At 67.1% G+C, this 11,701-nt stretch carries 10 protein-coding genes; 3 read left to right on the top strand and 7 right to left on the bottom strand.

Annotated features, from left to right (window positions below):
* Positions 1–58: 58 nt before the first annotated feature.
* The 6 genes from Y958_RS28525 to Y958_RS28500 form a co-directional block, all read right to left on the bottom strand.
* On the bottom strand, positions 59–1,024 hold the full coding sequence (locus tag Y958_RS28525; protein ID WP_186291653.1) for a FecR family protein: 966 nt from the start codon (positions 1,022–1,024) through the stop codon (positions 59–61).
* Positions 1,021–1,524: an RNA polymerase sigma factor gene (locus Y958_RS28520; RefSeq protein ID WP_088875326.1), complete on the bottom strand. Its 504-nt coding sequence runs from the start codon at positions 1,522–1,524 to the stop codon at positions 1,021–1,023. The genes Y958_RS28525 and Y958_RS28520 overlap by 4 nt, the downstream gene beginning before the upstream one ends.
* A gap of 155 nt (positions 1,525–1,679) precedes the next feature.
* Entirely contained in the window at positions 1,680–2,096 is a 417-nt protein-coding gene (locus Y958_RS28515; RefSeq protein WP_145727937.1) for a hypothetical protein, read from the bottom strand.
* A 150-nt stretch (positions 2,097–2,246) separates the two neighbouring features.
* Positions 2,247–3,842, bottom strand: coding sequence for a FlxA-like family protein (locus Y958_RS28510; protein ID WP_088875324.1), 1,596 nt, complete (start codon positions 3,840–3,842; stop codon positions 2,247–2,249).
* A 455-nt stretch (positions 3,843–4,297) separates the two neighbouring features.
* The gene (locus Y958_RS28505; RefSeq protein ID WP_040849120.1) at positions 4,298–4,546 is read right to left on the bottom strand and encodes a hypothetical protein; all 249 of its coding nucleotides are present in this window, start codon (positions 4,544–4,546) and stop codon (positions 4,298–4,300) included.
* A gap of 3 nt (positions 4,547–4,549) precedes the next feature.
* Complete coding sequence (locus Y958_RS28500; RefSeq protein ID WP_088875323.1) at positions 4,550–4,954, bottom strand: hypothetical protein; 405 nt, start codon at positions 4,952–4,954, stop codon at positions 4,550–4,552.
* Positions 4,955–5,556: 602 nt separating this feature from the next.
* Between Y958_RS28500 and Y958_RS28495 the strand changes: the two genes are divergently transcribed.
* From Y958_RS28495 to Y958_RS28485, 3 genes are all read left to right on the top strand, one after another.
* Positions 5,557–6,243, top strand: a complete 687-nt coding sequence (locus Y958_RS28495; protein ID WP_004273973.1) for a response regulator transcription factor — start codon at positions 5,557–5,559, stop codon at positions 6,241–6,243.
* A gap of 30 nt (positions 6,244–6,273) precedes the next feature.
* Positions 6,274–7,788 (top strand): sensor histidine kinase, encoded by a 1,515-nt coding sequence (locus tag Y958_RS28490; RefSeq protein WP_088875322.1) that lies wholly within the window; start codon positions 6,274–6,276, stop codon positions 7,786–7,788.
* 120 nt (positions 7,789–7,908) lie between these two features.
* Positions 7,909–8,586, top strand: coding sequence for a Fe2+-dependent dioxygenase (locus Y958_RS28485; RefSeq protein WP_088875321.1), 678 nt, complete (start codon positions 7,909–7,911; stop codon positions 8,584–8,586).
* 12 nt (positions 8,587–8,598) lie between these two features.
* On the opposite strand, the gene Y958_RS28480 is transcribed toward Y958_RS28485, so the two are convergent.
* Positions 8,599–11,616, bottom strand: coding sequence for a DUF748 domain-containing protein (locus tag Y958_RS28480; RefSeq protein ID WP_088875320.1), 3,018 nt, complete (start codon positions 11,614–11,616; stop codon positions 8,599–8,601).
* Between the last annotated feature and the right edge of the window lie 85 nt (positions 11,617–11,701).

Here is an 11,701-nt window from a genome sequence, read left to right as displayed (position 1 = left end):
GGGCCCGCCTTTACCTCACCCCCCTTTGGGAAATTTCACGAAATTGTCATCCGGCTCTTTACCGGACGAGCGTCAGCCGGTCCCCCTGCCCCACCACACGCAAGGTCAGCAGGGTGCCCACGGAGCGGGCGAAGGCGGCGTTGTCGCCCACGCGATAGGTGCCGCTGACCCGCAGGGCCGCCACCTCGGGCGCCACCGCCAGCTTCACAGCGCTGTAGCGGTTCATTTCCGCCACCGCCGCCGCCAGCGTGTCGTCGCGGAACACCGCGCGCCCGCCCTGCCAGGCGATGGCGTCGGCCACGTTGGGCTGGCTCAGCCGCACGCCGGCGGCTGCCGTCGCCAACTGCTGGCCCCCGGCCAGGGTGACCGGGGCGGCGTCTCCCGGCAGTCCCACCACCTGGGCGCCGCCATCCACCAGAGTGACGGTGACGTCGTCGGCATCGCGGCGGATATCCAGCTGGGCGACGCCCGGCTGGACCTGGACGTGACGACCGGCGGCTTCCACCTCAAAGGGGCGGGGGTCGGTGGCGGCGGTGGTGAAACTGGCGCGACCGCGTACCAGGGTCACGCGGCGGGCCTTGTCGTCCAGGCGCACCCGGATCCGGCTGTCGGTATCCAGGATGACCCGGGTGCCGTCGGCCAGGGTCACGCGCCGCTGCTCACCCACGGCGGTGCTGTAGACGGTGGCGCCCGCCCGCTGCCAAAAGCCGATGCCGCCCACGGCCAGGACCAGCCCGCCGGCGATGCCGGCCAGGACCAGGCGGCGGCTGGGCACGTCAGGCGCCGGTGGCGGCGACAGGCTGGCGCGCTCCGCATGCAGGCCGCCGGCCACCTCCCACACCAGGGTCATGTGTTCGAACGCAGCGGCGTGCGCGGGATCGGCGGCGCACCAGGCGCGGAAGGCCGCCACGGTGTCCTCGGTCCGATCGGGGGCATGCAGACGCGCCATCCAGGCGGCGGCCTCGACATCGGCCGGCTCATGCGGCGACACACTATGGGATTGTGCCCGGGCCACCTGTCTCACCACCCCTTCGTCCATTCGGCCAAGGCCAGGGCCGCCTTGGCGATGTGCTTTTCCACGGCACTCTGGCTGATGCCAAGACGGGCCGCGATCTCATGGTATTTCAGCCCATCCAGCCGGTGCATCAGGAAAATCTCCCGCGTGCGCGGCGGCAAGCGACTGATGCCCTCGCGCACCCGGTCCAGGCGCTGGCGGGCGGCGTAAACCTCGTCCTGCAGGGGAGCATCGTCGGCCAAGGTGTCGGCCATGCCCTCGTCCAAGGGGGCGGCGGCGGTTTGGCGACGGGCACGGCGGTGCTCGTCCAGGGCGCTGTTCGCGGCGGCCCGCACCAGGAAGGCCTCGGGATTACGCACCTGTTCCCGGGCGCGGTACGCCTCCAGCTTCATGAAGGCGGCGTGTAGATGGTCGTCCACGTCCTGCGCGCCCGTCAGGCGGATCAACTGCCGACGCAGGCGCGCCCACAGGGTGCGGCTGGCCAGGGCGTCCTTCTGGTGCTGGTCCATGGGCGCGGGGTTCCGTCAGGCGGCGCGGCGTAAGGAATATATACGCGCGCATGATACCGCGGCCGGCGCACCCCGGGAAAGGTGCGCCGCGCAGAAGCCCTCCCGCCCCCCGCTTGCCCGCCCCCGCTTGGGAGGGCTTGGCCATGCGGTCCGGATCAGGCCCGGCCCGCCTTGACCGGCACGTCCTCTGGCGCGTTCACCAAGGCGTCGGCATGGTCCAACAGGTGCTGGCGGATCTGGCGGCCGCTGAGGCCGGTGTCCGCCAGGCTGTGGCTGTTGAACACGGTGCGGTCCTTATCGCCGCGCCGCAAGCCATGGGCCCACAGGTAGAATTCTCCGGTGGTCGCTTCCACCACGATGTCATCCAGGCCGGCGCCCAGGCGCTGCATTTCCGCCGGGCTCAGTTCGGCCACGAAGATGATGAAGCGGCGCACGGACTCGTCGTTCTCGCGGTTGATGCGCAGGATGTGGCGGATGCCCTGCTCCATCAGCGCGTTGATGCTGGTGCCGTCCAGCGCCGCGCGGATCTTGATCTGCCGCAGCAGGTCGGGTTCCAGGCGGAAGGTGGTCATGACCCGCTGATCCTTAAGCTTGGGGGTGGCTTTTTCCGGCATGACGGTCGTGCTCCTCTTCGGGGGCGGTCCCGTCCATCAAGCTTTCATGATGGCATCGGGACCTTGGAAAAGGCCCGGCCCCCGAGGGAGCCGGGCCCGGTGATGGACTTAGAACGGGTAGTAACGGAAAGCGGTGTAGAGCACCGTGTCGTCGGTGCTGGGGCTGCCGCCCACGCCCTGGAAAAGGTCGCGTCGGATGTATTCGCCCTGCATGCCGAACTGCATGGTGCCCATGTTGCCGTGGTAGAATTTCCACCAGAAGCCGGCCGTCGCCTCACGCACCGAACGGGTGTTGCCCGCGCAGGCGAGGGGCGAGTTTTCGGTGTAGCAACCGGTGTTGACGGCCAGGCCGCTGCCATAGCCGTAGGCCTTGCCGGCAACCGTGAACGCCTTGCTGTCGTCCTGTTCCAGGCCGTAGTAGGCGTACAGATCCCAATCGGACGTGGGGTGGCCGATGACGCCGGCCATGGCCGTGACCTCGGTGATGGGCGACAGGCGGCCGTAGGGGTTGACCGTCACGTCCGGCAGGCTGGACGAACCATAGCGGCCGATACCCTGGCCGGCCATGGTGCTCAGCTGAATGTCCACATACTTGGGCACCACCGGCAGGATGGCGGCGGCACCGAAGCCGAAGCCGGTCTCGGTGTAGTTTTGACCGGCGGCACGGCTCTGAAACTCACGCGCCAGACCGAACACCTCATAGTGGCCCCAGCCGGGCTCGGCCACGGCCTTCACGATCAGGTCGGGGGCGATGTCGGTGGAGTAGTTGGCCGTGCTGTTCAGCAGCGAGCCGCCGGGGTTGGTGTTGCTGTTGGGTACCAAAGCGGTCGAACCGCTGATGGACGCCTGCGGGCTTTCCAACGCCACACCCAGCCAATAATGGCGGTTCCAGTCCTTGACCACGCGCAGGCCCCAGTTGCGGGTCCAGTCGAAGCCGGCGGCGTACTGGGCGTCCGGGCCCATCGGCAGCGCTTCGGTGCGGGGATCGATGCCGGACTTGTTGGTGGTGACCAGGCTGAAGGACTGGCCCGCCAGCAGGTGCCAGCCGGTATCCTTCCAATCGGCGGTCAGGTAGCCCTGGCGCAGACGCGGAACATAGCTGTTGCTCTGCCCGCTGTTGGAGGACGTGCCGACGCCCAGGAAGTCGGATTCGAAGTAGGCGCCCAGGTGGGTATCGGGGCCGACATCGCTTTCGGCCAGCATGGTCACGCGGCTCTGGCGCGCGCTGCCGCGGAACTCACCCCGATCATAGTTGGAGGAGTTCTTCAGCGGGATGGCGGCATAGGGGGTGGCGACGTCCGCGGTCATGTTGCGCGAGCGGTAGACGCTGGCCGCTTCGATGAAGCCGCCGAAGGTCAGCTTCACGCCCTTGCCCAGGCGCAGGCTGTTGTCGTTGGGGTCGGTCACCTTCTGCTGCTGGGCGATCTGCGTGGCGGCAGTGGCCGCCTTTTCCGCGGCCGCGCGGGATTCCACCACCGCCTTGGCGTTGGTGTCCTGCTGGGACGCCAGCGCCTGCAGCTGGGACTGCAGCGCCTGGATCTGCTTGTTCAGGGCATCGATCTGCGCCTGGGTCGCCACGATCTGGGTCGGGGTGGCGGCGGTGGCGGCAGCCGAGGCGGCCTTCTTATGCTTCGTGGTGCTGGCGGCGTCCTCAGCGCGCGCCGCCGTCGTCGCACCCATCAGGGCGACGCAGGCCGTGGTCATGAACGCGGCACGCGCGAGGGCGCGGCCTTTCCGGATCTGATGCGGCGGATGGGTCCATCCGTTCCGCGCTTCAATAGACATTACTGTCCACTCCCATCAACTGATTGGCTTCTTATCCGCACCCGGACAGGCGCGATGGCCCTTTAAAGCAGTTGTCGATTGAAGAAATGTGGCAGTCGACTAAAGGATCTTTTAGTTAAGTAAATTCGTTTTTAAGATCCTATGAGCGACTTTAAGCCGCACGTGCGAGCCATCATTCAATGTAAAGCACGATATACTGCTATATTACTAGCTAAAGACCGCGCCCCGCCGCCGGGTTTTCTGGGGGATGCAACCGGCGGCGGGGCGGGCCGATAGGCCCTGGGTGGTCTTGCGGGGGCCACCCGGGCCGTACGACGGATCCCCAGACAGGCGGGACGGGGATCCGTCGATGGCGGGTGAGGGCGGGAAGCGCCTTAGTTGATGGGCACCAGGGTCTGGGTCATGGCGGCGTCGAGATTGTCGACGCAGCGGGAATGTTCCCCCGTGCCCGGGGTAAAGCCGACCTCAGCACAGGCGCGGTTCTCTTGCGCCAGCCGCTGGGTGGCGAAGGAGGGGCCAGCGCAGGCGGCCAAGCTGCCGCCGATGCCGGCGACGAGGGTGACGGCGGCCAGGATGGCGGCCCAATGGGCCTTGATCAGGCGGCGGCTGATGGCGATGGTCATGGTTTAGTTCCCCCCGGCGACGTCGATCGGGTTTTGGGTGGAGTGATAGGCGGCGACATGGGTGGCGTTGCCCAGGACCTTGTCGCGATAGTTCAGCACGCACATGGCGTAGTCCGGCGTATCCGGGGTCAGGCCCTTCTGGCTGCACGCCGACTGGCCGGCCAGGTTGGCGGAAGCCTCCGCCCGGTTCGTGGCGGCTTCGGCCAGCGATCCGGTCAAGCTGTCCACGCAGGCGACATAGTCGGTGTTGGGTGCCGTCAGGCCCATGGTGTCGCGACAGACGCGCTTCACGGTGTCCAACTGAGTGGCGGGAACCGTCGCGGCATGGGCGCAAGCCGCCACCCCGGCCCATACCAGCAGAGCCAGACCGGCCTTCTGCACTTTGGCATTATTCAGTATACGCTGCATCTTCCACTCCAACCGTCAAGTGAATGACTGATGGATCGAATGTTATCGTCACAGACTCGCGTCACAACTAAAGCTTAGTTTATTTATTAAAACTGATTTTATGTTTTCAGTAGTTGAGTCAATCAACTTACCAAAGATGTCCTCAGTAAACTCACACTGACAAGAACCATATTGGTCGCACCATATCGAAAGTTTCAAAAATCCTGCGGTAGATGTGCAGGGTTTTTTACAACTACATATCATGATATATTGCGACATTAGGTCACATCCCGGACTTTCACGGGCTAATGCGTTATCACAGCGCTCGCATAGCCAAAATTATAATTTTTTTTAGAAATCATTCGTCCTTTTTAATTGGCGGCGTTAATCAAACGAGCCGAAAGTTGCGGCGGCAACGTCCCCGCCAGAGGACCGCCGTCGTCCGTTTCCCGCCCCAGCGGTATCGCCGCGTTCACCATGTTTGGTGGTTGCCACCGGCACGCCCTTGGCGGATGGTCAGGCCTTCGCCTTGGACGCGCACGCGCCCAGGGTATTGGCGTAACGGCTGACGACGGAACCGGCGGATGGACATCGACACATTCGACGATCAGGGATGGCCCCCCGTGACTTCCAAAGCTCACATCCTGCTGATTGAGGATGATCGGGAAACCGCCGATGAGATCATCCGCGATATGGCCGACCGCGGGTATATGATCAGCCACGCCGACAACGGCCGCGTGGGCCTGGAGCGGGCGCGCGAGGGCAAGTACGACCTGCTGATCCTGGACCGCATGCTGCCGGAGGTGGACGGCCTGTCCATCATCAGCCAGCTGCGGGCGGAAGACGTGCGCGTGCCCGTGCTGTTCCTGAGCGCGTTGAACGACGTGGACGAACGCGTGCGCGGGCTGAAGGCCGGTGGCGACGATTACCTGACCAAGCCCTTCGTGCTGTCGGAACTGTCCGCCCGGGTGGAGGCCTTGCTGCGGCGGCCGGCGGAGCCGCGCACCACCCGCCTGCGCGTGGGCCCGCTGGAACTGGACCTCATCAGCCGCGAGGCCAACCGCGACGGCCGTCCGGTGGAACTGCTGCCGCGCGAGTTCAAGCTGCTGGAGTACCTGATGCGCCACCCCGCTCAGGTCATCACCCGCGCCATGCTGCTGGAAGATGTGTGGAACTACCGCTTTTCGCCCCAGACCAACCTGGTGGATGTGCACATCGGCAAGCTGCGGCGCAAGGTGGACGCGCCCGGCGACTTCCCCATGATCTACAACATCCGCAACGTGGGCTTCGTTCTTCGTGAACCTCAGTGACATCGGCGGTATTCGATCGTGACCGCTGAAATGCCGCCTTGCGCAAGTGTCGGACGCCGCCATCCGGCGGCCTGGCTCACGCGCCTCACGACGCGGCCCGCCAGCCGGCGCGCCCCGGCAACACCTTCCCATGACCGCTGGTACGAGATAGCCCGCACCACCAGTTTCCGGCTGGCCACGGTGTTCGCCTGCTTTTTCGCCGGATCGTCCCTGCTGTTGTTCGCCTTCATCTACTGGCGGGCCACGGTGTTTGAGACCAATCGCATCGATGCCCTGATCACCGAGGACGCACGCACACTGGCCAGCGAGGATCAGGACGCCATCCTGGCTCTGATCAACACCCACGTGACGGGTGATTTCCACCGCGTGGGCTATGCCGCCCTGTTCGCACCCAACGGCAGCCGTATCGCCGGCAACCTGGAAGGGGTGCCGCCCGGCCTTCCCATCGACGGCAAGGTCCACGTCGTGCGCGCCGCGCGCACCGACCTTCCGGCCATGGGTGCCATCGACGTACGCCTGGCGGCCCTGCGCATCGCCAATGGCAACATCCTGGTGATCGGCCGCAATGGCCAATACATGGTCGTGTTGCGCGAAGTGGTGATGCATGCCCTGACCATGGGGGCCATCCCGGCCATGGGCCTGGCGCTGGGCGCCGGCATGTTCCTGGCCTGGCGCACCCAGCAGCGCCTGAAGGAGGTGCATCGCGCCGCCGAGCGCATCATGGGTGGAGAGGTGCATGAGCGCCTGCCCATCGCTGGCATGGGCCCCCGGGATGAGCTGGACCGCCTGTCCCTGCTGTTCAACGGCATCCTGGATGAGACGGAACGCCTGCTGGGCGAGATCAAGGCCACGGGCGATGAGATCGCGCATGATTTGCGCACCCCCTTGACCCGCGTCCGCGCCCGCCTGGAGCGCACCATGAAGGGCGACATGGAGCCGGAGGAGACGCGGGAGACGGTGGGCAAGGCCATCGGCGGCCTGGACCAGGCGCTGGCTGTCATCACCGCCCTGCTGCGCATCCGCGAGCTGGAGAACAGCAAGCGCCAGCGCGGCTTCACCACCCTGGATCCGGCCGAGGTCATCCTGCTGATCGAGGAGTTGTACCAGCCCATCGCCGAAACCAAGGACATCACCTTCACCGTCGACATCGCGCCCGTGCCGCCGATGTTCGCCGACCGCGACCTGCTGATGGAGGCGGTGGGAAATCTGGTGGACAACGCCCTGAAGTTCACGCCCCCGGGCGGCCGGGTCACCCTGGCGCTGGGCCCGCGCGCGGATGACGGCGCCACCGTCATCCGCGTGGCCGACAGCGGCCCGGGCATCGCGGCACACGAGCGCGACCTGGTCTTCTCCCGCTTCTACCGCTCCGACCGCACCCGCCACCTGGAGGGCACCGGCCTGGGCCTCAGCCTGGTGGCCGCCATCGCCCGGCTGCACGGCATGGCGCCCCGGGTCGGCGACAACAACCCCGGCTGCGTGGTGGAGCTGGTGGCGGAGGGGGCACTGGCGCCCAGGGCGCCGGTGGCTGCCTCCCCGGCCGTTTGAATATCCGCCCGCCCCCAGCGTTCCGGCGCGCGCCAGCCCCACTGCCCGGTTGCCAGTCCCTGAGCCAACGGGCAAGGTGACCGGCCTCAAGAAGACGAACGCAGGGACGCCGCGGGCCCCATGATCACCATCTTCCCCAATGTCCTGAGCCCCCAGGAAGTCAGCCAGTTGCTGGTGGGCCTGCGCGGCACGCCGTTCGCCGACGGCGCCGCCACGGCGGGGGAGCAGATCCGGCAGGTGAAGAAGAACCTGCAATTGCAGGCGGGCATGCCGGGCTATGACAGCGCGTTCCGCACGGTGGTGCGTGGCATCGAGCGCTGTGAGGATTTCCGCCGCGCCCTGTTTCCCCTGCTGATGGCGCCGCTGGCCTTCAACCGCTATGACGAGGGCATGGAGTACGGCGCCCACAACGACATGCCGGTGATCAACACACCGGACCGGGGGCCCATCCGCGCCGACATCTCCTTCACCCTGTTCCTGTGCGATCCCGCGTCCTATGACGGCGGGGAACTGGTCATCGACCAGGGTGGGCACGAACAGGGGTTCAAGCCAGCGGCGGGGTCGCTGGTCGCCTACCCGTCCGGCGCCATCCACCGCGTGGCCAAGGTGACGCGGGGCACCCGCATGGCCGCCGTGGGCTGGCTGCAAAGCATGATCCGCCGGCCAGAACATCGGTCCATTCTGTATGACCTGGGCCAAGCCCGCACCCATCTGCACAGCCTGGAAGGCAAGAGCGCGCAATTCGACGCCCTGGCCCGCATCTACGCCAACCTGATGCGCGAGTGGACGGAGCTGTGAGGCCTTAACGGCCTAGTCGCCAGCGCTGGCCGCGTCCAGCTTCAGGGGAATCAATCCTTCCCTGTCCACCTTCGCCTGGACCTCGCCGCGCAGGCTGACCCGCTTGGGATCCAGGTTGGGCAGCCGCTGCTTCAGGGCGCCGGCTACTGCGGTCGCCCGGGCTTGCGCCAGGGCTTTCAAGGCTTGTTCCGCTACCGGTTCCATCTTGGCGACACGGTCGCGCAGGGCACCGACATAGCCCGGCTCATCCAGCACCGGGGCTGGTGGGGTCTTGGCGCCGGGAGCCGCCGGGGGCGTGCGGGTGAAGGAATCACGCAACAGCGGCAGTTGGTCGGCGCCCAGGCGCTCACGGAACTGCGCCTCCAGGAACTGGCGCTGGCCTTCCAGGGTATAGTTGTGGGCCAGGGCCTGGGTCATGCGGGCGTCCAGCGTGTCCATCTGCAGCTGTGCCTTGTCCGCCTCCGGCGCCACGACGCCGGGCACGACCAGGGCCAATTGCGGCCGGGCGCCCAGCGCCTGAGCCAGATGGACAATCTTCTCCTGCTCCGGCGGGGAAAGGTCGGCCCGGCCGGGAGCGAAGTCGATATGATCCAGCTTGTCCGCGTCCGCCCCGTCGAACAGCGCGGCCAGGGCGCGGAAGGGGGCGGTGACGAGATTGGTCAGCAGGTCGGCGGCAGCGGCGCGGATGACGCTGCCGATGTCAAAGCGCGGATCGTTGATGTTGCCGCTGACCGGCAGGTCGACGTTGATCTTGCCCTCGTCATCCTTCAGCAGGGCGATGGCGAGGTCCAAGGGCAGGTCCAGCGCGCCAGGCACATCCACCCGGTCACCCAGCTTGATATCGCGGATGACGACGCGGTTGGTGCCGTTCAGCGCGCCGCCCTTGACCAGGTAGTGCAGGTCGACATCCAGCCGCCCCCGGTCGATGCGCCGGCCGGCGAACTTCACCGTGTAAGGCGACAGGTCGGGGAATTCGACGTTGCGGAACAGCATGTTGACGTTGGAATCGCGGCCGGGGTCGAAGGGTACCAGCCGGCCGTCGATGGTCACCTGGCCGAAGTCGCCCACCTGGCCGCGCAAGGCCAGGCGCGAGGATGCCGTGGCGCTGGAACTGAGCGCCGCCACCTCCCCTTGCAGGGCGGTGATGTGGGCCGAGAACGGCAGGGGCAGGGAGGCGTCGCCGTAATCGGCCTTCCCGCCCGTGATCACCACCCGGCCCGCGCTGATCGCCGGGGCCGGTGCTGAAGCTTGTGCGGCCGACCCGGCGGCGGCCTTGGCCCGTGGCACTATCAGATGGTTGAAGTTGGTGGTCTGGTTGGCCGCCACCTGCAGGCGCAGATAGGGCGCCGCCACGGTGACCTGGGAAACGCGCAGCTCATTGGCCACCTGGCTGTATTCAAAGCGATCGATGCTCAACCTGTCCCAGGAGACGACCGGGATGCCACCGCCCTGCTCCGCCACGGCCAGCGACCGCACCTCGCCCTTGCCGACCACGGTGAGACCGCCGGGCGTCTTGCCCTCGGGCGGTGTGATCGTGATGTCACCCTCCGCCGACAGATGGCCATCGTTGATGTTCACCCGGGCGCTTTCGCGCACATAGGGCTGGGCGGCGGCGACCGGCAGGTCGGTCAGGGTGGCCGTGGCCTCAAGCCGCAGGGCCGGCATCGCCGTGACCTTGCCGTGCGCCGTCACCTGGCCGCCGCCGGACAGCGCCGCCGCCAGGGTGAAGGGGAATGCGGCGCCCGCTTGGTTGGAGAGATTGTCCAGGGTGAGGTCGATGGGCGTCAGCTCCAGCCGCGCCGGCTCATGCAGCGCCTGATCCTCCACCACCGCCTTGGCCTTGCGCACCTGGACCTTGCCCAGTGTGGCGGCCCATGGCGGCGCGTCGGCCCCCTTTGATGTCGGCACGGCCGTCGGGTCGTCATCCCCCGCCAGCCAGGGCATGGGGCCGACGCGGCCGTCCGCCTGGCGCCGCACGGCCACGGTCAAGCCGTCCACGCTGAGGCTGTCGGCGACGGCGGTGCGTTCGGGCCAAGCCAGGCGGCCACCGGCCAGGCGCAGTTCCGGCAGGGTCAGGAAAGGCCCCGCCACCCCGGCCTCATGCACCGCCAGGTCGCGCACCACCACACCCGCGTGGGTGACCGCCAGGGCATAGGCACCATCGGCGCGGCGGCTGACCTGATAGTCCAGGTCGACCGCGAGGGTGCCGGTCGGCACGGTGACCTTGAAGACATCGCCGAAATAGCGGGCCGCCAGGGGAATGTAAGGCCCGCGCGCCGCCACATGGCCGGCGGACATAATGGGGTTCAAGCCGGATGTGCCCGTCCATTCCAAGGTGGCGCCACCCTCCAGTCCCACCTGCAGGTGCTGTTGCCCCTGGCGTTCCGGCAGGGTGCTGAGGTCGTTGAACTCCATGCTGACGGGGCCGACCTTGGTCTTGAACGGTGTGCCCGGCACCTGGTCGGTCACATCGGCGGCCGCGTTGGTGATGGTCACGCGATGGATCAGCAGACGCGGCAAGCCCTGGCTGGGCGCTTCGGCCTTGCCCTGGTCATCGCCAGAGGCGGCGGCCTGGATCAGGCGCCCGATGTTGGTGTCGGTCTCGCCATAGCGCACCAGGGTGGCTTTCAGGCCATCCAGCTGGATGTCGTTGACGCCCCAAGCCCAGCGCAGCAGTCCGCTGGGCGCCAGGCGGACATACAGCCGGTCGAAACCCAGCAGAGGGGCGCCATCAGCCTCCGTCAGGCGGAAGCCGCCCAACTCCACACTGAGGGCGTAAGGGTTGACGCGCACCTCATCCAGACTGGCAGGACGTTGGAAGGCCTTCTGCACCACATCCACGATTTCCCGCCGCAGCACGGGCGGGGCGACGAAAAAGCCCCCCAGCGTGTACAGCGCCATAAGCAGGACGGCCCAGAAGCGCTTGCGCCGCACATTCCACCACAGGCGGGGCTCGCCCAGGCGCTGCCGGCGGATGAAGGCGCCGAGACGGTGGTGGAATGAGGACGGCGTGGGTGGCGGGATCGGCATGGGATGGGGTCCTGCGGCGTGGACCCCATCTTATAATGGCAAAGCTGCAAGGGATACGGGCTTGGTGTCGTCCGGACCTGCCCGG

The organism is Nitrospirillum viridazoti CBAmc (genome assembly GCF_000730165.1).
In the GTDB taxonomy this organism is placed as follows: domain Bacteria; phylum Pseudomonadota; class Alphaproteobacteria; order Azospirillales; family Azospirillaceae; genus Nitrospirillum; species Nitrospirillum viridazoti.
Note: the sequence above shows the minus strand (reverse complement) of the source record. Positions and strands in the feature narration are given on the sequence as shown.

Coding starts and splice junctions, on each gene's coding strand:
- Y958_RS28490 (WP_088875322.1), top strand. CDS start 6,274: ATGCCGCCTTGCGCAAGTGTCGGACGCCGCCATCCGGCGGCCTGGCTC.
- Y958_RS28515 (WP_145727937.1), bottom strand. CDS start 2,096: ATGACCACCTTCCGCCTGGAACCCGACCTGCTGCGGCAGATCAAGATC.
- Y958_RS28520 (WP_088875326.1), bottom strand. CDS start 1,524: ATGGACCAGCACCAGAAGGACGCCCTGGCCAGCCGCACCCTGTGGGCG.
- Y958_RS28500 (WP_088875323.1), bottom strand. CDS start 4,954: ATGCAGCGTATACTGAATAATGCCAAAGTGCAGAAGGCCGGTCTGGCT.
- Y958_RS28505 (WP_040849120.1), bottom strand. CDS start 4,546: ATGACCATCGCCATCAGCCGCCGCCTGATCAAGGCCCATTGGGCCGCC.
- Y958_RS28510 (WP_088875324.1), bottom strand. CDS start 3,842: ATGACCACGGCCTGCGTCGCCCTGATGGGTGCGACGACGGCGGCGCGC.
- Y958_RS28480 (WP_088875320.1), bottom strand. CDS start 11,616: ATGCCGATCCCGCCACCCACGCCGTCCTCATTCCACCACCGTCTCGGC.
- Y958_RS28485 (WP_088875321.1), top strand. CDS start 7,909: ATGATCACCATCTTCCCCAATGTCCTGAGCCCCCAGGAAGTCAGCCAG.